Source organism: Pseudomonas sp. TSO6 (genome assembly GCF_056098905.1).
In genome coordinates this window covers 67,379-91,740 of the sequence record NZ_JBLZWV010000061.1, presented here as the reverse complement: position 1 = coordinate 91,740, position 24,362 = coordinate 67,379, and the positions used below count along the sequence as shown (strand labels likewise).

The 24,362-nt window shown below is 63.9% G+C and carries 23 protein-coding genes and 1 pseudogene; 12 read left to right on the top strand and 12 right to left on the bottom strand.

The annotated features are described in order from the left end of the window. Nucleotides 1-93: 93 nt before the first annotated feature. The 3 genes from lptF to ACN6NG_RS23640 all read right to left on the bottom strand — a co-directional run bounded on the left by lptF (nt 94) and on the right by ACN6NG_RS23640 (nt 1,970). On the bottom strand, nt 94-885 hold the full coding sequence (lptF, locus tag ACN6NG_RS23650) for a lipotoxin F family OmpA-related lipoprotein LptF (RefSeq protein WP_063426541.1): 792 nt from the start codon (nt 883-885) through the stop codon (nt 94-96). Nucleotides 886-935: 50 nt separating this feature from the next. Beyond that, complete coding sequence (locus ACN6NG_RS23645) at nt 936-1,349, bottom strand: DUF4398 domain-containing protein (RefSeq protein ID WP_014592166.1); 414 nt, start codon at nt 1,347-1,349, stop codon at nt 936-938. A gap of 276 nt (nt 1,350-1,625) precedes the next feature. Next, entirely contained in the window at nt 1,626-1,970 is a 345-nt protein-coding gene (locus tag ACN6NG_RS23640) for a hypothetical protein (protein ID WP_016501195.1), read from the bottom strand. Between the two features lie 164 nt (nt 1,971-2,134). Here ACN6NG_RS23640 and ppc point away from each other — a divergent pair, with 164 nt between their 5' ends. From ppc to ACN6NG_RS23605, 7 genes are all read left to right on the top strand, one after another. After that, nucleotides 2,135-4,762, top strand: coding sequence for a phosphoenolpyruvate carboxylase (gene ppc, locus ACN6NG_RS23635; RefSeq protein WP_474316513.1), 2,628 nt, complete (start codon nt 2,135-2,137; stop codon nt 4,760-4,762). 257 nt (nt 4,763-5,019) lie between these two features. Further along, on the top strand, nt 5,020-5,670 hold the full coding sequence (gene adk / locus ACN6NG_RS23630) for an adenylate kinase (protein WP_474316512.1): 651 nt from the start codon (nt 5,020-5,022) through the stop codon (nt 5,668-5,670). 192 nt (nt 5,671-5,862) lie between these two features. Continuing rightward, nucleotides 5,863-6,537, top strand: a complete 675-nt coding sequence (gene tsaB / locus ACN6NG_RS23625) for a tRNA (adenosine(37)-N6)-threonylcarbamoyltransferase complex dimerization subunit type 1 TsaB (RefSeq protein WP_474316509.1) — start codon at nt 5,863-5,865, stop codon at nt 6,535-6,537. Between the two features lie 131 nt (nt 6,538-6,668). Continuing rightward, nucleotides 6,669-6,959, top strand: coding sequence for a hypothetical protein (locus tag ACN6NG_RS23620; protein ID WP_132843717.1), 291 nt, complete (start codon nt 6,669-6,671; stop codon nt 6,957-6,959). A 3-nt stretch (nt 6,960-6,962) separates the two neighbouring features. After that, nucleotides 6,963-7,832 carry a DUF72 domain-containing protein gene (locus ACN6NG_RS23615; protein WP_474316507.1) on the top strand — a complete coding sequence of 290 codons (870 nt, stop codon included), beginning with the start codon at nt 6,963-6,965 and terminating at the stop codon, nt 7,830-7,832. A gap of 28 nt (nt 7,833-7,860) precedes the next feature. After that, nucleotides 7,861-8,691 (top strand): isocitrate lyase/PEP mutase family protein, encoded by an 831-nt coding sequence (locus ACN6NG_RS23610; protein ID WP_474316505.1) that lies wholly within the window; start codon nt 7,861-7,863, stop codon nt 8,689-8,691. Beyond that, entirely contained in the window at nt 8,691-9,380 is a 690-nt protein-coding gene (locus ACN6NG_RS23605) for an extensin-like domain-containing protein (RefSeq protein WP_353455748.1), read from the top strand. The genes ACN6NG_RS23610 and ACN6NG_RS23605 overlap by 1 nt, the downstream gene beginning before the upstream one ends. Nucleotides 9,381-9,382: 2 nt before the next feature. Here the strand turns inward: ACN6NG_RS23605 and ACN6NG_RS23600 are convergent, their stop codons facing one another. Beyond that, entirely contained in the window at nt 9,383-10,003 is a 621-nt protein-coding gene (locus tag ACN6NG_RS23600; protein WP_063426551.1) for a hypothetical protein, read from the bottom strand. A gap of 103 nt (nt 10,004-10,106) precedes the next feature. Between ACN6NG_RS23600 and ACN6NG_RS23595 the strand changes: the two genes are divergently transcribed. Then, entirely contained in the window at nt 10,107-10,883 is a 777-nt protein-coding gene (locus tag ACN6NG_RS23595) for a class I SAM-dependent methyltransferase (RefSeq protein ID WP_353455747.1), read from the top strand. Here ACN6NG_RS23595 and ACN6NG_RS23590 read toward each other — a convergent pair. Further along, nucleotides 10,880-11,779, bottom strand: a complete 900-nt coding sequence (locus ACN6NG_RS23590; protein WP_353455746.1) for an RHS repeat-associated core domain-containing protein — start codon at nt 11,777-11,779, stop codon at nt 10,880-10,882. The genes ACN6NG_RS23595 and ACN6NG_RS23590 overlap by 4 nt on opposite strands. 148 nt (nt 11,780-11,927) lie before the next feature. Then, nucleotides 11,928-12,569 carry a TetR/AcrR family transcriptional regulator gene (locus ACN6NG_RS23585; RefSeq protein ID WP_353455745.1) on the bottom strand — a complete coding sequence of 214 codons (642 nt, stop codon included), beginning with the start codon at nt 12,567-12,569 and terminating at the stop codon, nt 11,928-11,930. Between the two features lie 141 nt (nt 12,570-12,710). On the opposite strand from ACN6NG_RS23585, the pseudogene ACN6NG_RS23580 reads away from it, so the two are divergent. The 3 genes and pseudogenes from ACN6NG_RS23580 to ACN6NG_RS23570 form a co-directional block, all read left to right on the top strand. Next, nucleotides 12,711-12,830 (top strand): annotated as a pseudogene (locus ACN6NG_RS23580) (hypothetical protein); the annotation flags it as partial. A gap of 497 nt (nt 12,831-13,327) precedes the next feature. Then, a complete protein-coding gene (locus tag ACN6NG_RS23575) occupies nt 13,328-14,428 on the top strand; it encodes an efflux RND transporter periplasmic adaptor subunit (RefSeq protein ID WP_043202647.1) in 1,101 nt (366 codons plus the stop codon). Between the two features lie 6 nt (nt 14,429-14,434). Continuing rightward, entirely contained in the window at nt 14,435-17,500 is a 3,066-nt protein-coding gene (locus tag ACN6NG_RS23570) for an efflux RND transporter permease subunit (protein WP_063426559.1), read from the top strand. 133 nt (nt 17,501-17,633) lie between these two features. Here the strand turns inward: ACN6NG_RS23570 and ACN6NG_RS23565 are convergent, their stop codons facing one another. The 3 genes from ACN6NG_RS23565 to plsB form a co-directional block, all read right to left on the bottom strand. Next, complete coding sequence (locus tag ACN6NG_RS23565) at nt 17,634-18,323, bottom strand: DUF4197 domain-containing protein (protein ID WP_016501182.1); 690 nt, start codon at nt 18,321-18,323, stop codon at nt 17,634-17,636. 33 nt (nt 18,324-18,356) lie between these two features. Then, on the bottom strand, nt 18,357-18,755 hold the full coding sequence (locus tag ACN6NG_RS23560; RefSeq protein ID WP_474316499.1) for a YbaY family lipoprotein: 399 nt from the start codon (nt 18,753-18,755) through the stop codon (nt 18,357-18,359). 77 nt (nt 18,756-18,832) lie between these two features. Continuing rightward, entirely contained in the window at nt 18,833-21,319 is a 2,487-nt protein-coding gene (plsB, locus tag ACN6NG_RS23555; RefSeq protein ID WP_474316496.1) for a glycerol-3-phosphate 1-O-acyltransferase PlsB, read from the bottom strand. Nucleotides 21,320-21,551: 232 nt separating this feature from the next. On the opposite strand from plsB, the gene ACN6NG_RS23550 reads away from it, so the two are divergent. Next, nucleotides 21,552-21,761: a cold-shock protein gene (locus ACN6NG_RS23550; RefSeq protein ID WP_016501179.1), complete on the top strand. Its 210-nt coding sequence runs from the start codon at nt 21,552-21,554 to the stop codon at nt 21,759-21,761. A gap of 90 nt (nt 21,762-21,851) precedes the next feature. Here the strand turns inward: ACN6NG_RS23550 and ACN6NG_RS23545 are convergent, their stop codons facing one another. Genes ACN6NG_RS23545 through dapE form a run of 3 tightly spaced genes read right to left on the bottom strand, consistent with a single transcriptional unit; the run spans nt 21,852 to nt 24,210 of the window. After that, nucleotides 21,852-22,229, bottom strand: a complete 378-nt coding sequence (locus tag ACN6NG_RS23545) for a hypothetical protein (RefSeq protein ID WP_016501178.1) — start codon at nt 22,227-22,229, stop codon at nt 21,852-21,854. A 17-nt stretch (nt 22,230-22,246) separates the two neighbouring features. Continuing rightward, a complete protein-coding gene (locus tag ACN6NG_RS23540) occupies nt 22,247-23,059 on the bottom strand; it encodes a putative RNA methyltransferase (RefSeq protein WP_063426565.1) in 813 nt (270 codons plus the stop codon). Next, nucleotides 23,059-24,210 carry a succinyl-diaminopimelate desuccinylase gene (gene dapE / locus ACN6NG_RS23535; RefSeq protein WP_086978742.1) on the bottom strand — a complete coding sequence of 384 codons (1,152 nt, stop codon included), beginning with the start codon at nt 24,208-24,210 and terminating at the stop codon, nt 23,059-23,061. Before dapE ends, ACN6NG_RS23540 begins: the two co-directional genes overlap by 1 nt. Between the last annotated feature and the right edge of the window lie 152 nt (nt 24,211-24,362).

The following is a 24,362-nucleotide window of genomic DNA, read 5'->3' as shown; positions in this document are numbered from 1 at the left end:
ATACCTGTGGGAGCGGCTTTAGCCGCGAAGAGGCCGGTACAGGCAAAAAAAAGCCCCACGTCGAGCGCGGGGCTTTTTTTCAGCCAGCCAGCCTTACCGCTGAACCTGGCTCACCGAACGGGGTGCCACCGGTTGGTTGTCGTTGGAGATGGTTACCTCCACGCGACGGTTTTGCGCACGGCCCGAGTTGCTGCCGTTGTCCGCTACCGGGTACTCCTTGCCATAGCCCTGGGAGACGATGCGCGCCGGGTCTACGCCGGCACGTACCAGTGCCATGCGTACGCTGTTGGCGCGGCGCTCGGACAGGGTCTGGTTGTAGTTGGCCGAGCCGACGCTGTCGGTGTAGCCCTCGACAATCACCTTGCGCTCCGGGTTTTCCTGGAGGAACTGGGCCAGCTTGGTGACGTTCGGGTAGGCGTTGCTCTTGAGCTCGGCCTTGTTGAAGTCGAACAGCACATCGCCAAAGGTCACCAGCGTACCGCGGTCGGTCTGCTTGGCGTTGAGGCTGTCCTGCAGCTTGGCGATCTGCGCGTCGCGGGCATCCAGCTTGGCCTGTGCGCGTTGGGCCGAGGCATTTTTCAGCTCGCCTTCGGCGGTGCGCAGGGCAATGGTCTGCTTGGCCACTTCAACACGCTGGTTGGTCAGATAGGCCAGTTGGTCGACCTTCTTCTCGTCTTCACGGTCCATGTAGGCCTTGTCGGCCTTGTTCAGCCAGTCCTGGGCGTCCTTGGTCTCCAGTGCCGCGACCTTGCTCGATTGCGGATCGCTCTGCAGCGAGGAGAAGTTGGTGCGGGCCGATTCCAGGTTGGCGTTAGGGTCGTGCGAGCAGGCAGCAAGACCAACGCTGAGGGCCAGCAGGGCGGGAATCATGACGTGTTTGCGCATAGTGTTCATCCTTTGATCGAGTGCGAAGGCTAAGGTTGGCGGGGCAGGGCTCACTGAGCGCTGCGCAGGCCTTCCTCACGTACGTCCTGAACGCCCTGACGGGCATCCTGCACGGCCTTCTGGGCCTTGGCCGCCTGGGCCTTGCGTTCGGCGAGGCGTGCGTCCCACTCGGCCTGTTGGGCCAGGCGCTTGGCCTCGTCGTACTTCTTGTCGTGCATGGCGATTTCGGCTTGCTTGAACTTGTCCTGGGCCGCTTTCATTTCCACGGCAGCGAACTCGGTGCCACCCGCGCTCACGGCGGAGTTCACGGCGGATTGGGTAACGGCATACTGCTCGGTGGGCGGGTTGCCCGCACAGCCGGCCAGGACCAGGCTACTGCCCAGGGCCAGCGCGGCCAGCTTGAACCCGCGCACATGAGTAGATGACAGTTTGCTAGTGCGGGTCTTCATGGTGGTCAGCTCCATTGGATCACTCCTGATAACGACGATGTCCGTAGCAGTCCATCGCTTATTCCCTGACAAAACCGCGCGCTTCAGCTGAACGGTGCACGAGGGCAGTGTGCAGGGTTTTAGCGTGATGGCTATTGGCTCCGACTCGACCGTTTTTGGAATGGTTCAGAAAAAAGTGCACTGAACGAGGAATTATTTCTGACTGATCGGTCAGCGCGATTTGCCTGGAACTTTTGCAGGCAAAGGCGGTATTCCGGGCCTTGCCGAGGCCCGGAACGGTGGGGCGGGTGGTTATCTTTCGCTATCGTCGTCGGTGGTGCTCAGGCTGTGCAGGTGCTGTCGCGAGAGGGACAGAAAGCGCGGAGTAGAGCCGACATCCTCGTACAGCGGGTCACCTTCTTCATCGGTGGCGATGACTTGGTGACCCTGCACATAGGGGAAGCTGGCTTCCAGCTCTTCGAGGGCGGCCGCCACCAGCTCGCCGAGCAGTTCCTCGGCGGTGCGCTTGGGGTACATGTCGATCAGCGCGGCCAGGCGCGCCTCGGATTCCAGGTCCAGATGCAATACATGGCCCGTGCGGCTGAGAGTGCCGGCGGCATTTTGTTCCCAGTGCTGGGCGAGTTCACGGATTTTCATGATGACCTCTGTTGACGCCTGCTAAGGCTGCATTGCATGGGAGTGCTTGCTTTCACTTTAGTTTGCTTTGGCTGATCACGGCTTGCCATTGGCGCTCGGCTGGGGGCACTCTTCGGTAGAGTTGTGTACAAGAGTGCGCCAGAGCCGCGCCAAAGAGAGGGCCAATGACCGATATCGATGTGCGTTTGCGTGAAGATGTCCATGTGTTGGGTGAGCTGCTCGGCGAAACCATTCGCCAGCAGCATGGCGATGCGTTCTTGCAGAAAATCGAAGACATCCGCCACAGCGCCAAGGCCGACCGCCGCGGCCCCGGCGAGCAATTGACCTCGACCCTGGCCGACCTTGCCGAAGAAGACTTGCTACCCGTCGCCAGGGCCTTTAACCAGTTCCTCAACCTGGCCAACATGGCCGAGCAGTACCAGTTGATCCGCCGCCGCGACGCCGGCCAGCCCGAACCCTTCGAGGCCCGTGTGCTGCCCGAATTGCTGGCGCGCCTGAAGCAGGCCGGGCATAGCAACGATGCCCTGGCCCGGCAACTGGCCAAGCTCGACATCCAGCTGGTACTTACCGCACACCCCACCGAGGTGGCCCGCCGCACGTTGATCCAGAAGTACGACGCCATCGCCGGCCAGCTGGCTGCCCAGGACCACCGTGACCTGACCCCGGACGAACGCCATCAGGTGCGTGAACGCCTGCGCCGGCTGATTGCCGAGGCCTGGCACACCGAAGAAATCCGCCGCACCCGGCCGACGCCGGTAGACGAAGCCAAGTGGGGCTTCGCGGTGATCGAGCATTCGCTGTGGCACGCCATCCCCAGCCACCTGCGCAAGGTCGACAAGGCCCTGCTGGATGCCACCGGCCTGCGCCTGCCGCTGGAGGCCGCGCCAATCCGCTTTGCCTCGTGGATGGGCGGTGACCGTGACGGCAACCCCAATGTGACTGCCGCTGTTACCCGGGAAGTGCTGTTGCTGGCGCGCTGGATGGCCGCCGACCTGTTCCTGCGCGACATCGATGCACTGGCCGCCGAGTTGTCCATGCAGCAGGCCAGTGGCGCGTTGCGCGAACGGGTGGGCGACAGTGCCGAACCCTACCGCGTGGTGCTCAAGCAACTGCGCGACCGCTTGCGGGCGACGCGTGCCTGGGCGCATTCGGCATTGACCAGCAGCCAACCGGCCAGCGCCGAAGTGCTGGTGGATAACCGCGACCTGATTGCGCCGCTGGAGCTGTGCTATCAGTCGCTGCACGAATGCGGCATGGGCGTTATCGCCGAAGGGCCGTTGCTCGATTGCCTGCGTCGCGCCGTCACTTTCGGCCTTTTCCTGGGCCGCCTGGACGTGCGCCAGGACGCTGCCCGCCACCGTGACGCGCTGACCGAAATCACCGACTACCTGGGCCTGGGCCGCTATGCCGACTGGGATGAAGATCGCCGCATCGAATTCCTTCAGGCCGAGCTGAAAAACCGCCGCCCGCTGTTGCCCGCGCACTTCAGGCCGCAGGCAGACACCGCCGAGGTGCTGGCCACCTGCCGGGAAGTCGCCGCCGCGCCCGCTGCCTCGCTGGGCTCCTATGTCATTTCCATGGCCGGTGCCGCTTCGGATGTGCTGGCGGTGCAACTGTTGCTCAAGGAAGCCGGCCTGACCCGCCCCATGCGTGTGGTACCGCTGTTCGAGACCCTGGCTGACCTGGACAACGCCGGGCCGGTGATGCAGCGCCTGCTCGGCCTGCCGGGATACCGGGCCGGCCTGCGCGGCCCGCAGGAAGTGATGATCGGCTACTCCGACTCGGCCAAGGATGCTGGCACCACGGCGGCGGCCTGGGCGCAGTACCGGGCCCAGGAAAACCTGGTACGCATCTGCGCCGAACACCAGGTCGAACTGCTGCTGTTCCACGGCCGGGGCGGTACGGTAGGGCGCGGCGGTGGCCCGGCTCACGCAGCGATCCTGTCGCAGCCACCGGGTTCGGTGGCGGGGCGGTTCCGCACCACCGAGCAGGGCGAAATGATCCGCTTCAAGTTCGGTTTGCCGGGCATCGCCGAGCAAAACCTGAACCTGTACCTGGCCGCTGTGCTCGAAGCCACGCTGTTGCCACCGCCGCCCCCGCAACCGGCCTGGCGCGAGGTGATGGACCAGTTGGCTGCTGATGGCGTCAAGGCGTACCGCAGCGTGGTGCGCGACAACCCCGATTTCGTCGAGTACTTCCGCCAGTCGACGCCAGAACAGGAACTGGGGCGCCTGCCGCTGGGCAGCCGCCCGGCCAAGCGCCGGGCAGGCGGGATCGAAAGCCTGCGGGCCATCCCATGGATCTTCGGCTGGACCCAGACCCGGCTGATGCTGCCGGCCTGGCTGGGCTGGGAAACCGCGCTGAGCAATGCCTTGGCCCGTGGCCAAGGTGAGTTGCTAGCACAGATGCGCGAGCAGTGGCCGTTTTTCCGTACCCGCATCGACATGCTGGAAATGGTGCTGGCCAAGGCCGATGCGCAAATAGCCGAGGCCTACGACGAACGTCTGGTGCAACCGGACTTGCTTCCTTTAGGTGCACACCTGCGCGACCTATTGTCGCAGTCTTGCCAGGTGGTACTGGGGCTGACCGGGCAGCAGGTGCTACTGGCGCACAGCCCTGAGACGCTGGAATTCATCAGCCTGCGCAACACCTACCTGGACCCGCTGCACCGCCTGCAGGCCGAGTTGCTGGCCCGCTCGCGCAGCCGCGAAGCCGCTCTGGACAGCCCGTTGGAGCAGGCCTTGCTGGTGACCGTGGCGGGTATTGCCGCGGGGCTGCGCAATACCGGCTGAAGGTGTGCCCAAGCCAGCAGGGGTGAGTGGCGTGCAGGCCATGCACGGATAAGGGGAGGGTGGTTGCGCCGGGCGCAACCACATGCCCGGTCGGCCACAAGTGGCGCATTCCTGCAACTTTGGGACGCTTGTATGGCTGCCGGGCGCTGTGTATCTTGAGCAGCCTTCTGACCGTTTTATGGTCATACCCGATTTTCCGGACTTGGCCCTGGTTGCCGAATCCATTGAATTTCATAAAAAAATTTGAGGAGCACAAGATGCGCGTAATTCTGCTGGGAGCTCCCGGGGCCGGTAAAGGTACTCAGGCAAAGTTCATCACCGAAAAGTTCGGTATTCCACAGATCTCCACCGGCGACATGCTGCGTGCCGCCGTCAAGGCCGGCACCCCGCTGGGCCTGGAACTGAAGAAAGTCATGGATGCCGGCCAGCTGGTCTCCGACGAGCTCATCATCAGCCTGGTCAAGGAGCGCATCGCCCAGCCTGATTGCGCCAACGGCTGCCTGTTCGACGGCTTCCCACGCACCATCCCGCAGGCCGAAGCCATGGTCTCTGCCGGTGTCGACATCGACGCCGTGGTCGAAATCGCCGTGGACGACGAAGAAATCGTCGGCCGCATGGCTGGCCGCCGCGTACACCTGGCCTCGGGCCGTACCTACCACATTCAGTTCAACCCGCCGAAAGTGGAAGGCAAGGACGACGTCACTGGTGAAGACCTGATCCAGCGCGACGACGACAAGGAAGAAACCGTTCGTCATCGCCTGTCGGTCTACCACACCCAGACCAAGCCGCTGGTGGAGTTCTACCAGAAGCTGTCGGCCGCCAATGCCGGCAAGCCGAAGTACAGCCACATTGAAGGTGTCGGTTCGGTCGACGCCATCACTGCCAAGGTCCTGGCAGCCCTGAGCTGATCAGCGCCTGACGCCCCCCGACAACGGCCCGCTAGCGGGCCGTTGTCGTTTCCGGCCTGCGATCCACGGCCTGGCGCTCCTACAGGGACCGCGCCAGGCCACCTGCAAAGGCCGCACAGCGCCCCTTCGGGACACAACGCCGCTGCTGCTCTATACTGCCGCTCTTTTCATTCGCACCTGGATACCCGTTCGATGACCACCCTGCTGGCCCTGGATACCGCCACCGAAGCCTGTTCCGTCGCGCTGCTGCATGACGGCAAGGTAACCAGCCATTACGAGGTGATCCCGCGTCAGCACGCGCAGAAGCTGCTGCCGATGATCAAGCAGTTGCTGGCCGAATCCGGCGTTGCGCTGAATGCACTGGATGCCATCGCCTTTGGCCGTGGCCCGGGCGCCTTCACCGGCGTGCGCATTGCCATTGGTGTGGTCCAGGGCCTGGCCTTCGCGCTGGAGCGCCCGGTGCTGCCGGTGTCCAACCTGGCCGCGCTGGCCCAGGGTGCCTTGCGCGAGCAGGGCGTGCAGCAGGTGGCGGCTGCCATCGATGCGCGCATGGATGAAGTGTACTGGGGCTGCTACCAGGCCACGGCCGGCGAAATGCGCCTGGTCGGCCGCGAGGCGGTGTTGCCGCCCGAACAGGTAGCGCTGCCGGCGGGCAGCAGTGGCGAGTGGTTCGGTGCCGGTACCGGATGGGGCTATGCCGAGCGCCTGGCGATACAGGTGGCGGCCAGCAACCCTGGCGCCTTGCCCAATGCGCTGGACATTCTCAGCCTGGCTACCTTCGCCTGGGCTCGTGATGAGGCAATCGTTGCCGAGCAGGCGCAACCGGTCTATCTGCGCGATAATGTAGCTACGCCCAAGAAGCACTGAGTGCTGTTCGTCGGTTATCGCCGATCACTCTAAAACCTTTTGCGCGATCTGTGGTCCAGTTATCAGTCAAGCATTAGCGACGGAACCCTGATGCTGCTAAATTGCCATCATTGGTCCTGAGTGCTCATGCCATGCGTATCGACGGTTTCTCATCGCAGTCCTACCCGGTCAAGCGCACCCCGCGCAAGGCACCGGCGCGTGACGAGGCCATCGATGATGCCGAGCTGATAGATGACAGCCAGGGCGCCCCCGTGGATGCCACCGCCCGCCGCCGCAGCGGTGGCCTGCCAGCCCGCCAGCAAGACATGGTCTTCCCCCGCGCCCGTGACCGGCGCACCGCCACTGCCTTGGCCAGCTACCTGAGCACCGCCGGTTTCACCGACTGGGACATGGAAGTACTGGGGCTCGACCTGTACATTTAGTGGATGAGTCCACCACCACTGCCTTACTTTCTCGGTTGCCCGTCCTGGAGCGAAAACGCCTGGCGCGACTACCTCTATCCCGCCGACGCCACCAGCAACGAAATGCTTGGCCTCTACAGCCAGGTGTTCAACGCCGTCGAGGGCAATACCACCTTCTATGCACGCCCCGCCCCCGGCACCATTGCCCGCTGGGCGCAGGTGATGCCCGGGCACTTCCGTTTCACCGCCAAGTTTCCCCGGGACATCAGCCACGAGGGTGACCTGCGTGATCAACTGGAGCCTGCCTTCGACTTCACGCGGCTGATGGCACCGCTGGGCAAGCGCGTTTCGCCGTACTGGCTGCAGTTGCCGGCCCAGTTCGGCCCGGGGCGCCTGGGCGAGCTTTGCCACTTCCTCGACGAAATCGGCTTGCCGGTGGCCGTGGAAGTGCGCAACCAGGCCTTCTTCGCCAAGGGTGAAGAAGAACGCCTGCTCAACCGCCTTCTGCACGAACGTGGCGTGGAGCGCATCTGCCTGGACCCGCGTGCGTTGTTTAGCTGCACCTCGCGCGACCCTGCCGTGCTGCATGCGCAGTCGAAGAAGCCCAAGGTGCCGCCCCGCCCGGCGGCCTTCAGCCAGCACCCACAGGTGCGCTTCATCGGCCACCCGGAGCTGGAGGCCAATCACTCCTTCCTCAGCCCCTGGGTAGAGAAAGTCGCCGACTGGATCGAAGAAGGCCGCAACCCCTACATATTCCTGCACACCTCGGACAATCGCCTGGCTGCGGCGTTGGCCCAGCATTTCCATCAACGCCTGATGGCACGCCTGCCAGGTCTTGCACCTTTGCCGGAATTGCCGCGCGCGCCCGAGGTCGAACAACTGGGCTTACTCTGACCTTTCCCTGACTGCCGGAGGTTGAACCATGGATGTGCAAACCCTGCGAGCCGAAGCCTTCAAGGCTTTACACGAGCATGAAGGCGCGTTCGTCATCCCCAACCCGTGGGATGCCGGCTCCGCCAAGCTGCTTGCCAGCCTGGGTTTCGAGGCGCTGGCCACCACCAGTGCCGGCCTGGCGTTCAGCCTGGGCCGGCCAGACGCCGAAGGCGCCTTGAGCCTGGACGATACCCTGGACAATGCCGGCGAGATCGTCGATGCCACTGCGTTGCCAGTGGCCGCGGACCTTGAGAACGGCTTCGGCGACATGCCTGAAGATTGTGCCCAGACCATCTTGCGTGCGGCCGAAATCGGCCTGGTAGGTGGTTCCATCGAAGATGCCAGTGGCCGCAGTGATGCGCCCATCTATGACCTGGGACTGGCCGTGGAGCGCGTACGCGCCGCCGTGCAGGCTGCGCGTAGCCTGCCATTCCCTTTCACCCTGTGCGCCCGGGCAGAAAACCTGCTGCATGGCCGCATGGACCTCGACGACACCATCCTGCGCCTGCAAGCCTATGCCGAGGCCGGCGCCGATGTGCTCTATGCCCCCGGGCTGCGCACCGTCGAAGAAGTCCGTGCGGTGGTACAGGCGGTCGCCCCGCGGCCGGTGAATGTACTGATGGGCATGGCGGGTGTGCCGCTGAGCGTGAACCAGTTGCAGGACCTGGGCGTGCGGCGCATCAGCGTCGGCTCGTCGCTGGCCCGTGCTGCGCTGGGGGCCTTCCACCGTGCCGCGCTGGAAATTCGCAACGAGGGTACGTTCGGCTACGGTGAGCAGGCACTGTCGTTTGCCCAGCTCAACGACCTGTTCCGCCGCTGATGCGGGCAATGCTGGCGCTGCTGGCCGGCCTATTGGTGCTGGTCGGCCTGGCCTGGCACTTCGGCTGGCGCCTGCCTGCCGTGTGGAACCCCTGGGCGCCGCTGGACGTGCGCCAGCCGCCCAACCTGCTGACGCCGTACAAGCTTTCACGCCTGCGCGATGACCCGGCCTTGTGCCGGCAGGCACTGGAAACCAGCCAGCTGCGCTACCAGGCGCAAGCCGACAGCCCGGCCTCGGCCAACTGCCCATTGCAGAACGTGTGGCGTATCGAGGGCGGTCAGGCGCGGCTAAGCAGCAGCTTCCTGGCCAGTTGCCCGCTGGCGGTGGCCTACGCGCTGTTCGAGAACCATGGCTTGCAGCCGGTGGCGCAGCGTGTGCTGGGCCAACCAGTGACCCAGGTCGATCACCTGGGCAGCTTTGCCTGCCGCAATGTCTACCACCGCAAGCAGGGTCGCCTGAGCCAGCACGCTACGGCAAATGCGCTGGACATCAGCGGCTTTCGCCTACAGGACGGTCAGCGCATCGTGCTGGCGCGCGACTGGCAGGCGGGTGGGCAGAAGGCAGAGTTCTTGCGGCAGGTGCAGCAGGCGGCTTGCGAGAGCTTCAGCACGGTACTGGGGCCGGATTACAACGCCGCGCACCACAATCACTTCCACCTGGACATGGGGCGCTGGCAGATCTGCCGTTAGCTTCAGGCGTGAACGCGCACGTTGTTCAGCACCACCGGGCGCGCCCAGTGGATGTCGAACTCCAGGTCGTTTTGTTGTTTGGCCAGGGTGGCGTCGTCGAACGGTTCGGGTGCCGGGTCCAGCAGGTTGGTCTCGAACTCGGCAATGGGCAGGAACAAGGACCGCGGGGCAGGGCCCGGGCCGGGCTCGGCAATCGGATGGCCCTGGCTCATCACCACCGGGCGCATCCAGCTGTTGCTGGTGTCGAGCTGGCGCTGCTGTTCAATCAGTTCCATGGCACTGAACGGCTCAGGCGCAGGCGGCAGCAGGCTGGCTTCAAGCTCTGCCTTGGGCAAGAACAGCGGCTCGGGCGGTGTTACCTCGGTGTCCAGCACCGGGCAGGCGCGCTGGGCGTCGATCAGGGCCAGCGCACGGGCGCCGCCTATGGGTTCGCCGCTGTCGTGGTCGTACTGCACGAACGACTGGCTGACGCTGTCTACGGGCTCTTCCTGCTGCTCGGCCATGGCCCGGGCAAAGAAATCCTGCCACAGGTGGCTGACGCCCCCGAGTGCCTGGGTGTTGTGCTGACTGTAGTTGCCGACAGGCGACAAATAGGTCAAGCCGATAGGAAGAGTATCTGACATGGCAGTCGCGCGCGTTGTGCTCTGGCAGAATAGCGGGATATTGCCTGTATCGGCCGTGGCTGCTGATTCATTAAGGCTTGGTTTGATTTTTTAGGTGTGGACGATGGAAGAGCAAGGCACGGGTATCAGGGTCGAGGCGATGTCGGCTGAGTATGCGGAGCAGGCCAAGGTGTGGGCTGAACGCCTAAGCCTGCCGCTACAGGACGAGAGCGCCGGCTTCGCCGTGCAGGTGGGCGCCGAGGGTTTGCAGATCCAGCAGCTTGGGCCGCAGGCACCAGGGCCGGTGCGGGTGGACTTTGTCGAAGGCCAGGCCGCGCACCGGCGCCAGTTTGGTGGTGGCAACGGGCAGATGATCGCCAAGGCCGTGGGCATTGCCCAAGGTGTGCGGCCACAAGTGCTGGATGCCACGGCAGGCCTTGGCAAGGATGCGTTTGTGCTGGCCAGCCTGGGCTGCCAGATGACCCTGATCGAGCGCCAGCCGCTGATTGCCGCGCTGCTGGAAGATGGCCTGGCGCGGGCGCGCTCGGATGACGAGGTGGGCCCGATCGTCGGGCGCATGCGCCTGCTGACCGGCAACGCCATCGAGCGCATGCGCGCCTGGGAAGGCGAAGCGCCGCAGGTGATCTACCTCGACCCGATGTTCCCGCACCGCGACAAGAGCGCCCTGGTGAAAAAGGAAATGCGCGTGTTCCGGCCCTTGGTGGGGGACGACCTGGATGCTCCGGCCCTGCTCGAAGCGGCCCTTGCGCTGGCCAGCCACCGGGTGGTGGTGAAGCGCCCGCGCAAGGCGCCGATTATCGAGGGGCCGAAGCCGAGCCATAGCCTGGAGGGCAAGTCGAGCCGGTATGACATATATCCGAAGAAGGCGTTGAAGGCCTAATCCTGACGCAGGCGTCTCAGACGTTCTAGCAGCTCTTGGTCTACCTGATCTTCCGGAATGGAAGGGTCAATGGTTGTAGGGCTGCTAAGTATTTTTTTAGCTAGATTACTGGTAGGACCGGCATGGACTGGAATGTGCCCATGCAGTTCTCGCGTAAGGTGGGTAGTGTCATAATTAAAACGCCCGTTTTTGTCCCGTGACAAAAGGCCCAGTCTTGCGCGTTGCTGATCAAGCTTGTTTATTTCATCGAATGCGTGTTCTGTTGTACGGGGAAGGCCATTAGTAAGTCCGCCGTCTAGCTTACTCTCAGCTCGGAGTTGGCGCTTCTTGATAGAATTTGACAGCGCATTGTATTCATTTTTAGATAGGTTAGGGCTCGCTTCATTCAGGCGTGGAGCCAGTTTTTGGTACGAATAGCCCTGATTAAACCGTTTGAACAGCCCTCGGAAAAATCTGCCGGTAGGGTCCACCCTGTTGATGGGGTCGTTGCCGCAATAAGCATAGGTGTTAAGGCCACCTCTTGCGAACGGCGACAAACTGTCCGGACTGAGAAAGCGCATCAGCCCTGGATTGAACAGACGGTGACCATTACCCAGCAAGTAGCCTATGGCAGGGGGTAGCCAAGTTTGCCCGGTAAAGCGAGACAGTATCTGGTGAGCGGCCGGTAAACTATCATCGCCATAAGGGCTGTAGGCAATGTCCGTTTGGCTTCCTGCATGGGCGGTAACTGTTGACGCTTGGGCATCGGTGGCCAAAAGCTGTGTTTGCGTGGATTGGCTGTTCGTTTCGCACAGGTTCTGGTTATTTGCGCTGACAACTGAATAATGAGCACTCCCTGAGTGCACTGTCGAAAGTTTGCTGACCTTATAGAAGAGTTTAAGTGTTTGCGTGGACATGGTGGTGCGCTCATGGGGGGCTACATGAGAGTGTGTCAAGAGGATGCCTGGTCGGATACTGGCAAAAATGTCAGGTAGTACGCCGGTGGGGGCGCGGTCAATGGCATACGCGCGCCTACAAAGTGACCGCGTGTGCCAGAAGATGCTTTCAGGGTTGGTACGCTCGCAAGAATACCCCCACCACTTCGCGCACATGCGCCTCGGCCTCGTCGCCCTCCAGCGGCCCCGCGCACCCCAGCAGCAAGCGGTAATCCGGTGCCCCCTTGACCAGGCAGAAGAAGTGCTCCGCCGCACGCAGCGGGTTGTCGATGCGCAACAGCCCGCGCTCATCCGCGCCGCGCAGCAGCGCTTCCATCCCCGCCAGCACGCGCTTGGGCCCGGCTTCGTAGAAGTATTCGCCAAAGCTTGGGTCCAGGCTGCCCTGGGCCATGATCAGGCGGCTGAGCTTGACCGCTTCGTCGCTGCTGATCAGTGCCTGGAAGCCACGGGCAATGGTCAACAGTACCTCCTCCACCGGTGCCCCCTCGGGATACTCGAACAGCAGGTCAGGTAGCTGGATCTGGCAGGTGGCCATGACTGCCGAACAGAACAGGGTCTGCTTGTCGGTGAAGTGGCTGTACACGGTGAGTTTTGAAACACCTGCCGCCGCAGCGACCGCATCCATGCTGGTGTTGGCGTAACCAAGGCTGAGGAACAGGGCCTTGGCCGCTTCGAGAATCGCCTCGCGCTTGACCAGGTCCTTTGGCCGGCCTGGGCCGATGGGTGCGTCGTTGGGCATTGTGGTCTGCATCTTGTTGAAGGATCACCATCTTAACGGGTCGGGCGCGATCCGGCTAAAACCAGGTCACATTGCCTGCTGTCTGCCAGCGGACAGTTGCTCGACAGTGATGTCTTTGCTCAGGCATCAGTGCTGTTTGTTTTCGTGCAACATAACCTGGCCAAGCTGCTGGAGCGCGGCAGGTTAGACGGCATCTCCATTGCCGAGGTGATCGGCATCTACGATGTGCTGGGCGGCAATGGTGACGCGGCCATCCGCCAGGCGGCGCAGGTGGGTCGAGCTGCTGGTACCCGAGCTGCAGCAACTCGGCGCCGACAAGACCGAATGCGACCCCAGCCGCCAGCACGAAACACTCTGAAATAGTCGGGGCCGGTGTCGTCGCGGCGAGCGAACAGGGGGGGGATTTTTGGCGCCTGTGAGATCGAGCGCCGCCCGCGCGGCGCATCGCGAGCTGCGCTCGCTCCTACGTTTGTTTCGGGCCAGTAGCGCCTGTGACAGGCGCGCGCGACCGCCTTGTTAGTGCGACGGGATATCCAGCCAAACTCCAAAGCGTTCGCGCATAAATACAACAGGACTAACTGGCCCGAAACAAAGGTAGGAGCGAGCGCAGCTCGCGATGCGCCGCGCGGGCGGCGCTCGATCTCTCAGGCGCCAAAAGACTCCAGCCGTACCCCTGAAAAACCACAGCAAACCCTTCCCGGCACCGGCGGCCTGATTTAATATACTTTCCAGTACAAATATTCGAAGTGCCCTCCGCGAAAGGATTCATCATGTTGCGCCATGCCTTGTCCATCGCCTTGCCCGCCGTTGCCGCGTTGCTACTGACGGCATGCGGTCAGGAAGCCACCCCGCCTGCCGCGCCGCGTCCGGCGCTGGTGGTGCAGCCGCAGCCGGCCGAAGCGGCTGCCGACAGTTACCCCGGCGAAGTACGTGCGCGCTTCGAGCCGGACCTGGCCTTCCGCATTGGCGGCAAGGTCACCAAGCGCCTGGTGGAGGAGGGGCAGCGGGTCAAGGCCGACCAGCCGCTGGCTGAGCTGGACCCGCAGGACGTCCGCCTGCAACTGGAAGCCAACCGCGCCCAGATGGCGGCTGCCGAGGCCAACCTGGCGCTGGTGCGCGCCGAGCGTGACCGCTACCAGAAGCTGCTGGACCGGCAGATGGTCAGCCATTCCCAGTTCGACAATGCCGAAAACCTGTACCGCGCCGGCCTTGCCCGGCTGAAACAGGCCAAGGCCGAGTTCGACGTGGCTGGCAACCAGGCCGAATATGCCGTGCTGCGCGCGCCGCAGGCCGGGGTGGTTGCCAAGCGTCAGGTCGAAGTGGGCCAGGTGGTTGCCGCCGGGCAAACCGTGTTCACCCTGGCCGCCGATGGCGAGCGCGAAGTGGTGATCGGCCTGCCGGAGCAGCAGTTTGCCCGCTTTGCGGTGGGCCAACCGGTGAGCGTGGAGCTTTGGTCGCACCCGCAAGAGCGCTTCCAGGGGCGCATCCGCGAATTGTCGCCAGCCGCCGACCCACGCTCGCGCACCTTCGCTGCGCGCATCGCCTTTACCTCGACTGCCACGCCGGCGGAACTGGGCCAGAGTGCCCGGGTGTTCATCGCTCACGAGGGGCTGATCCCGTTGGCAGTGCCGCTGTCAGCGGTTACTGCGGAAAACGGCCAGGCCTATGTGTGGCGGGTCAACAAGGACAGCCGCCTCGAGCGGGCCGTGGTGCGCCTGGGGGCGTACGGCAGCGACAGCGTGCCAGTGCTCGAGGGCCTTGCCCCCGGCGACTGGGTGGTCGCCGCCGGTGGCCATGTACTGCGTGAGGGCCAGGAAATACGCCCTGTGGACCGCAGCAACCGTGTTGTGAAGCTGACGGCCAAGGAGTAAGTCCCGATGGGTTTCAACCTTTCTGCCTGGGCGCTGCGCAACCGCCAGATCGTCCTGTTCCTGATGATCCTGCTGGCGGCCATTGGCGCCATGTCCTACACCAAGCTCGGCCAGAGCGAGGACCCGCCATTCACCTTCAAGGCCATGGTCATTCGTACCCTGTGGCCGGGCGCCAGCGCCGAGGAAGTGTCGCGCCAGGTCACCGAACGTATCGAGAAGAAGCTGATGGAAACCGGCGAGTACGAGAAGATTGTCTCGTTCTCGCGCCCCGGCGAATCGCAAGTCACCTTCATGGCCCGCGACTCGCTGCATTCCAAGGACATCCCCGAGTTGTGGTACCAGATCCGCAAGAAGGTCGCGGACATTCGCCACACCCTGCCACCGGAGATCCAGGGCCCGTTCTTCAACGATGAGTTCGGCACCACCTTCGGTAATATCTATGCGCTGACCGGTAAGGGCTTCGACTACGCGGTGCTCAAGGATTATGCAGACCGCATCCAGATCCAGCTGCAGCGGGTCAAGGATGTGGGCAAGGTCGAGCTGGTGGGCCTGCAGGACGAGAAAATCTGGATCGAGCTGTCCAACCTCAAGCTGGCCACCCTCGGCGTACCCCTGGAGGCTGTGCAGCAGGCCCTGCAGGAGCAGAACGCGGTGAGCACCGCCGGCTTCTTCGAGACGCCCAGCGAGCGCCTGCAACTGCGGGTGAGCGGGCGCTTCGACAGCGTCGAGCAGATTCGCCAGTTTCCCATCCGCGTAGGTGACCGCACGTTCCGCATCGGCGATGTGGCCGAAGTGCACCGTGGCTTCAATGACCCACCCGCGCCACGTATGCGCTTCATGGGCGAGGATGCCATTGGCCTGGCCGTGTCGATGAAGGACGGCGGCGACATCCTGGTACTGGGCAAGGCCCTGGAAGGCGAATTCGAGCGCGTGGCGCGCAACCTGCCGGCCGGCATGGAGTTGCGCAAGGTCTCGGACCAACCTGCGGCGGTCAAGGCCGGTGTGGGCGAATTTGTCCAGGTGCTGGTGGAGGCGCTGGTCATCGTGCTGCTGGTGAGCTTCTTCTCGCTGGGCCTGCGCACCGGCCTGGTGGTGGCGCTGGCCATCCCCCTGGTACTGGCCATGACCTTCGCCGCCATGCACTATTTCGGCATCGGCCTGCACAAGATTTCCCTCGGCGCGCTGGTGCTGGCGCTGGGCTTGCTGGTGGACGACGCGATCATTGCCGTGGAAATGATGGCGATCAAGATGGAGCAGGGTTACGACCGGCTCAAGGCAGCCAGCTATGCCTGGAGCAGCACTGCCTTCCCAATGCTGACCGGTACCCTGATCACTGCGGCAGGCTTCTTGCCCATCGCCACTGCTGCTTCCAGCACTGGCGAATACACCCGCTCGATTTTCCAGGTGGTGACCATCGCCCTGTTGACCTCGTGGGTGGCGGCGGTGGTGTTTGTGCCGTACCTGGGCGAGCGCCTGCTGCCAGACCTGGCCAAGCTGCACGCTGCGCGTCATGGCAAGGACGGCCACGCGCCAGACCCTTACGCCACGCCGTTCTACCAGCGTGTGCGGCGGGTGGTGGAGTGGTGCGTGCGGCGGCGCAAGACGGTGATCCTGCTGACCATCGCGGCCTTTGTCGGCAGTATCCTGCTGTTCCGCTTCGTGCCCCAGCAGTTCTTCCCGGCCTCCGGGCGCCCGGAGCTGATGGTTGACCTGAAGCTGGCCGAAGGCGCCTCGCTGGCCAATACCGCCGAGCGGGTCAAGCAATTGGAGGCACTGCTCAAGCAGCAGGACGGCATCGATAACTACGTGGCCTACGTGGGCACCGGCTCGCCGCGCTTCTACCTGCCGCTGGACCAGCAACTGCCTGCAGCCAGCTTTGCCCAGTTCGTGGTGCTGGCCAAGTCGATGGAGGACCGCGAGCGCTTGCGCAGCTGGCTGATCAGCACCGTGGACCAGCAATTCCCCGACCTGCGTGCCCGGGTCACGCGCCTGGAAAACGGCCCGCCCGTGGGCTACCCGGTGCAGTTCCGGGTCACCGGCGAGCATATCGAGAAGGCCCGTGCGCTGGCCCGCGAAGTGGCCGACAAGGTGCGCGAGAACCCGCATGTGGTGAACGTGCACCTGGACTGGGAAGAACCCAGCAAGGCCGTGTTCCTCGAAATCGACCAGGACCGCGCCCGCGCCCTGGGCGTGAGCACCGCGCACCTGGCCAGCTTCCTGCAAAGCTCGTTGACCGGCACCACGGTCAGCCAGTACCGCGAGGACAACGAGCTGATCGAGATCCTGCTGCGCGGCACCCAGCAGGAGCGCGGTGACCTGGGTAACCTCGGCAGCCTGGCGTTGCCGACCGACAATGGCCAGAGCGTGGCGCTGTCGCAGGTAGCGACCCTGGAGTACGGCTTCGAGGAAGGCATCATCTGGCACCGCAACCGCCTGCCCACGGTGACCGTGCGCGCCGATATCTACGACAAGGAGCAACCGGCCACGCTGGTGAAACAGATCGAGCCGACCCTGCAGGCGATACGCGCCAAGCTGCCGGACGGCTACCTGCTGGAAGTGGGCGGCACGGTTGAAGACTCCGAGCGTGGGCAGAAGTCGGTGAACGCCGGCATGCCGCTGTTCGTGGTAGTGGTGCTGAGCCTGCTGATGATCCAGCTGCGCAGCTTCTCGCGCACGGTAATGGTGTTCCTCACCGCACCGCTGGGGCTGATTGGCGTGACCCTGTTCCTGCTGGTGTTCCGCCAGCCGTTCGGTTTTGTCGCCATGCTGGGCACCATTGCCCTGGCGGGCATGATCATGCGCAACTCGGTGATTCTGGTGGACCAGATCGAGCAGGACATTGCGGCAGGGATGGAGCGTTGGCAGGCGATCATCGAAGCCACAGTGCGGCGCTTCCGGCCAATCGTGCTGACTGCGCTGGCGGCGGTGCTGGCGATGATCCCGTTGTCGCGTAGCGTGTTCTACGGGCCGATGGCGGTGGCGATCATGGGTGGCCTGATCGTGGCCACGGCGTTGACCCTGTTGTTCCTGCCGGCGTTGTATGCGGCGTGGTTCAGGGTGAAGAAAACCTGACTGACCTCACCGCCCCTGTACGAACAGCCTTGCGCTGCGAAGAGGCCGGTGCAGCAAATGAAAATTCATCTTGCTGTCCCGGCCTCTTCGCAGCACAAGGCTGTTCGTACAAGGGTACTGCGGCCGTTGCGGATCAGAGGGCGCCGAAGACCTTCTTGGCCAGGCTGGTAGCGGCCTGCGCCGGGTTCTGGCGAATGCTCTGCTCCTGCTTGCCAATCATCTCGAACAGGCCGTCCAGCGCCTTCTCGGTCACGTAGTTCTCGATGCTGGCGCTCTTGGCGTCGACCACACCCAGTGCCACCGCCTGCCCGGCGAAGTTGTTGTACTGCTGGGCCAGGCCGACCTTGTCGGTGGCTTGCTTGACGATTGGCAGGAACTTGGCGCGGATCTGCTCGCGGCTGCTCTTGTTCAGGTACTGCGTGGCCGAGTCGTCACCGCCGCTGAGGATGCCTTTGGCATCGGTCACGCTCATGTTCTTCACGGCATCGACCAGAATCGCCTGGGCCTGCGGCACGGCGGCTTCGGCGGCCTTGTTCATGCTGGCTTCAAGGGCATCGACCTGTGCACCTTTGCCGAACATCTTCATGGCCTTGGCCGCTTTGCCCAGGTTGCCCGGCAACTCGATGCGCACGTCGGGGTTATTGCTGAAACCGCCCGGGGTGCTCAACTGCTTGACGGCCAGCTGCGCACCCTGGGTCAGGGTATCTTTCAGGCCGCCAGTGGCGTCTTTCTGGCTCAGGTCGCCCAGCGACAGGGCCAGTGCGCTGGCCGACAGCAGCAGGCCGGCGCACAGGGTGGAAAAACGCAGGGAAGTGCGGATCATGAAGCTTTCCTTGTAAACAGATGAATACGGGTGTCAGCGAACCTGGTCGACCTTGATGCGTACAGTTTTCGGGTCACTGCCGTCGAGCATGACACCATGGTGTTCGGTGTTGATGAACAACAGCTTGCCATCCAGCTCGATGCGCGCACTCACCGCATAGCGGTGGCCGGCTTTGACCTGGGCTGGGTCGTAGCTGAGGTGGAACGGCAGCGGCACATTGCCTTTGACCGGGCCGGCCTGGCGGGCGAGGGTCACGGCAGGGGCGTCCATCAGCGAAACATCCTGCAGCTCCACGCTCAAGGTAGCCGCAGGCGGCAGGGCGATACGCTGCAGGTAGAAGACTTCGCCGTCCAGGCTGGCCTGGGTGGATGGGCTTTGGCTGGAACAGGCTGCGAGCAGGGATGCGCAACACAGCATAAAGAGCTTTTTCATGGAATCTCCATAGGTCCTTGGAGCTGGCTTGTGGCCAACCCCAGGGACTTTAGCGGATTTTCCCGGTAGATGAACCGTTAGAGGGTCGAAGTTTCCAGGCCATCGTCACGGTGCAGGGCCACCTGGCGGATCGACAGGCGCAGCTCGGCCGACAGCACACGCTTGGCCACGCCCTCGGCCAGCTCGGCGAGCTTGTCGTGATAACCCAGCTTGCCTTGCCCGTCTGCATGCACCACGCCTTGCTGGAGCAGGGTCTGGATGAAGTGGCGGAACAGCGTCTTGTCGAAGAACTCAGGTGCATTCAGGCCATGCAGGATCGACAGGCGCTGGGCCATCATCACGCAGAGGTCTTCCAGCGCTTCGGCGCTGAGTGTGTTTTGCCCGCTGTTGAGCAGCAGCGAGGTGGCCATGTAGAAGCGCTGCAGGGTCTGGGTGATGGTGCGGGCGAGCAGGGTCAGCAGCACGAACTGCCGCGAGCTGGGCGCCGGGCGTACGTACACGTCGTTCTCCTGGCGCAGCAGGCCTTGCTCGACCAGCGCGGCCAGCCATTGGTCGATCACCTCGTCCAGTTGCTCTGGCGTCCAGCGCAGGAACAGTTCGGCCTGCAGGTATGGGTACAACGCGTGCACATACTGGCCCAGCAGTTCGCGGCTCATGCGCGAGCTGCTGAGGAAGAAGCTGGCCAGCAGCGCCGGCAGGGCGAAAATGTGCAGCACGTTGTTGCGGTAATAGGTCATCAGTACCGCATTGCCCTCATCCAGGTAGAGGATGCGGCCCAGGGCGTCCTTCTGCTCGGCCACCAGGTTCATGCTGCGCACGTGTTCGATCAGTGCCTGGCCGTCGCCGTCGGGCAGGGTGGTGTGCGGCGAGTAGGGCACCTGGTGCAACAAGGCCAGGTAAAGGTCGAGCACGCGGGTCAGGGCGCGTTCGTCCAGGGCCAGGCGGCTGGTGGACAGCAGCGCCAGGGCCACTAGGTTGACCGGGTTGATGGCGGCCGCCTCGTTGAGGTGACGGGCCACGGTTTCGCCCAGGCGGGTAGTGGCGGCGTTGAGCCAGGCCGGGCGGTACTGCGGGCCGTGATCCTGTTCACGCCAGCCGGGGTGTTGCTCATCGAGGAAACCGGCGAGACGGATCGGTTCACCGAAGTTGACGTAGACCTGGCCAAAGCGCTGCCTGAGCGCGCCAAACACCTTGAAGATGTCGAACACCGACTCCTTCTTTTTGCTGGCACCGCGCAACTCGCCCAGGTAGGTGCGGCCTTCGAGCACGCGCTCGTAGCCGATGTACACCGGCACGAACACGACCGGCGTGCGTGACGAGCGCAGGAAGCTGCGCAGGGTAATGGCCAGCATCCCGGTACGCGGCTGCAGCATGCGCCCGGTACGCGAGCGGCCACCTTCGACGAAGTACTCGACCGGAAAACCTTTGGTGTACAGGGTATGCAGGTACTCGTTGAACACGGCGGTGTACAGCGGGTTGCCCTTGAACGTGCGGCGCATGAAGAAGGCGCCGCCACGGCGCAGCAGGTTACCCACCACCGGCATGTTGAGGTTGATGCCTGCGGCCACGTGCGGTGGGGTAAGGCCGTTGCGGAACAGCAGGTACGACAGCAGCAGGTAATCGATGTGGCTGCGGTGGCACGGCACGTAGATCACTTCGTGGCCGGGTGCTATGCCCTGAACCTGTTCGATATGGTTGACCTTGATGCCGTCGTAGATCTTGTTCCAGAACCAGCTGAGCACCACTTCGAGAAAGCGGATGACCGTGTAGGTGTAGTCCGAGGCGATCTCGTTGCCATAACGCAGTGCCTGTGCTTCGGCCTTGGCCAGCGGCAGGTTCTCGCGTTGGGCCTCGTCGGCGATGGCCTGGCGCACCTGCGGGGCATGGATCAGGCCTTTGACCAGGTTGCGCCGGTGCGAGATATCCGGGCCGATGACGGCGGTCTTGAGGTTGCGAAAATGCACGCGCATCAGGCGCTGGGCCATGCGCACGGTGCGCTCGTGGCCCTTGTTGTGCTGCACCAGTTCGCGCAGGTGGATGGGCGCGGAGAACTGCACCCGGGTCTTGCGCCCCAGGATCAGCACGGTCAGCAGCCGGCGCAAACGCCCGGTCACCGCCCAGCTGTCGGCGAACAGCAGCTTCCATGGGCTGGACTCACTGGCCGGCGTCTGGCCCCAGAACACGCTGACCGGGATGATCTGCGCATCTTCTTCGGCATGCTGGCTGACGGCAGCCACCAGGCGCTCAAGCGTGGGCGGGGCGCCGCTTTTGTCCTGGCGGCCAAGCCAGTCCGGGTCGGGGGTCAGGTAGAAGAACCCGGCCGGCTCCTGCAGCGGGCCGACAGCCACCGGCAGCACCGGGCGCGGCAGCCCCGCCTTGGTGCACTCGTGGTCGAGCACGGCCAGGTCGGTGAGCGCGGGCGAGGGCAGCGCATAGAACACCGGCCGACTGCGGTCGAGGTTGAGGGACATGGAAGACTGGTTGATGGTCTCGGAGCGCACCCACAGGTACAACAGGCGACGCAGGCCGCCGAAGATCAGGCGGTGCAGGGGGGAACGGGTCATGGGGTGAGTGCCCTGGGTGTGATTTTCAGGTGAGTATCCAGCTATTTAGTCTGCCGTATCGGCGTAAGTTCAGCAAAAAACGGCCAACGGCGGGACCGTCATCAATTTTTTTTGTTCTGTGTCATATACTCGGCCTGCCACTTGCAGGATATTTCAGCAAGCGGCGTTGGCACGGGGCCGTGAGCTCATGCCTACAAGGCGATCTTCACAATAAAAATCCGGAGTAGTTCAGATGTCGTCTCGTGAGACTGGGAATGTAAAGTGGTTCAACGATGCCAAAGGCTTTGGCTTCATTCAGCGCGAAGGTGGTGCGGATGTGTTCGTCCATTATCGGGCGATCCGCGGTGAGGGGCATCGTTCCCTGGTCGAGGGGCAGCGGGTTGAGTACTCCTGCGTGCAGGGCCAGAAAGGCCTGCAAGCCGAGGACGTAGTAGGGCTCTGAGCCTCAAGCTGTAAGCCTCAAGCTGCAAGTGACCGTGTACTTGCAGCCTGATGCGATCCGTCTTGGCGCTTGCAGATCAAAGCTTGTAGCTCAAGAAGTGCGCCAGGTGATTTCCTCTTCACCGTCGGCGCTGATGCGGACCCAGCGGTCGGCATCTTCTTCCCCGTCTTCCTCGACCCAGCCACCCGGCGCGCAGCGCACTTCCACACCCAGTGCGGCGAATGCAGCGCGGGCGCAGGCGATATCATCCGCCCATGGCGTCTGATCGCTTTCCAGGTACAGGCTGTTCCATTTCCCTACAGCCTTGGGTAGCCAGGTGACTGGAATGTTACCGGCCTTGCATTTGAACGTCTGGCCTTTCTGCTGCCATTCGCTGCACGGGCCAATCGCCTGGGCGAGCCACTCGGCAATCTGCTTGTGGTCGACGTCGGCGTCCTTCAGGTAGATCTCGATATCGGGTTGGCGCATAAGGGCTCCGGGTGTGCTCAGTCTTGGCGCACGAAATAGTCATAACGCATTGAAACCGTGACCTCGAACGGCTCGGGCTGGTCGATCACCCTGGCTCGTTTTTCGGCGCTGGCGCGCCACCCGTGCGGGGTCATCGCCAGCAGGTCGGCGCGTGCCTTGGGCACGGCCAGGCTCAGGCGGAACTCGAGCGTTTCGCTGTGGGCGTGGGCCATGCCTTCGGGGACGAGGGCCAGGTGCTTGTCGTCGGCGTAAGGGCGTACTTCATCGTACAGCACCTCGCGCAACTCCATCAGGTGGCCGCTGGTCGGGCCCACCCGCATCAGGCCACCGCCGGGGCTGAGCAGGCGCTTGGCCTCGGCCCAGTCCAGCGGGCTGAACACGCTGGCGATGAACTGGCAGCTGGCGTCGGCCAGCGGCACGCGGGCCATGCTGGCGACCATCCAGGTAACCTGGGGCGCGCGGCGGCAGGCACGCTTGACCGCCTCGCGGGAGATGTCCAAAGCGTAGCCGTCGGCAGCCGGCAGGGCCTGGGCCAGCAGCGCGGTGTAGTAACCCTCGCCGCAGCCGATGTCCAGCCAGGCGCCGGGCTGGCGCTCGGCGGCCAGCTCGGCCAGGCGGCGGGCTACCGGGGCGTAGTGCCCAGCGTCGAGGAAGTCGCGGCGGGCCTCGACCATGGCCTGGTTGTCACCTGGGTCGCGGCTGTTCTTGTGCTGCACCGGCAGCAGGTTCAGGTAACCCTGGCGGGCGCGGTCGAAGCGGTGGCCGGCCGGGCACACCACACTGTTGTCGAGCCGGCTCAGCGGCGCCTGGCAAAGGGGGCAGGCGAGCATCAGGCGAGCAACCGAACCAGAGTCTGATAGTAGATTTCGGTCAGCAGGTCGAGGTCGCTGGCCAGGATCCGCTCGTCCACCTGGTGAATGGTGGCGTTGACCGGGCCAAGCTCGACCACCTGGGTGCCCATGGTGGCGATGAAACGGCCATCGGAGGTGCCGCCGCTGGTGGATGGCTGGGTATCGCGGCCGGTGACGCCCTTGATGCTGTGTGCCACGGCGTCGAGCAGTTCACCAGGTTCGGTGAGGAACGGCAGGCCAGAAAGCGCCCAGTCGATCGACCAGTCCAGTTCATGCTTGTCGAGAATCGCCGACACCCGCGCCTGCAGGCCTTCGACAGTCGACTCGGTGGAGAAGCGGAAGTTGAACAGCGCGGTCAGGTCGCCCGGTACCACGTTGGTGGCGCCGGTGCCGGAATTGAGGTTGGAGATCTGGAAGCTGGTCGGCGGGAAGAACGCGTTGCCTTCGTCCCAGTGCTCGGCTGCCAGTTCCGCCAAGGCCGGGGCGGCCAGGTGGATCGGGTTACGTGCCAGGTGCGGGTAGGCCACGTGGCCCTGCTTGCCGCGCACGGTCAGCTTGGCACCCAGCGAGCCACGGCGGCCGTTCTTGACCACGTCACCCAGCAGGGTGGTGCTGGAGGGTTCGCCGACGATGCACCAGTCCAGGCGTTCGTTGCGTGCTTTCAGGCGCTCGACCACTGCCTTGGTGCCGTGGTGGGCCGGGCCTTCCTCGTCGCTGGTGATCAGGAAGGCGACCTTGCCGCGGTGGTTCGGGTAGTCGTGCACGAAGCGCTCGCTGGCGATCACCATGGAGGCCAGGCTGCCTTTCATGTCGGCGGCGCCGCGGCCGCAGAGCATGCCGTCAGCGTCGATCAGCGCTTCGAACGGTTCGTGCTGCCATTGCTGCACCGGGCCGGTGGGCACCACGTCGGTGTGGCCGGCAAAGCACAGCACCGGGCCGTCCTGGCTGCCGTGGGTGGCCCAGAAGTTGTCTACGTCTTCAATGCGCATCGGCTCGAGCTCGAAGCCCACGGCGCCCAGGCGTTTCATCATCTGCGCCTGGCAGTCGGCGTCGACAGGGGTGACCGAGGGGCGACGGATCAGGTCGCAGGCCAGTTGAAGGGTAGGCGAGAGCTCGGCAGGGGCCGTCATGGGGGACTCCGGGGCAAGGCAAGGCGGGGAAATCTGAGGGGCGTTATCTTATATCAAACCGAAGGGCCAATGGGGCCGCTTTGCGGCCCTGTCGCGACGCAAGGCCGCTCCCACAAGCGATCGCGGGTAATCTGGCTGCCGCGGTCCCCTGT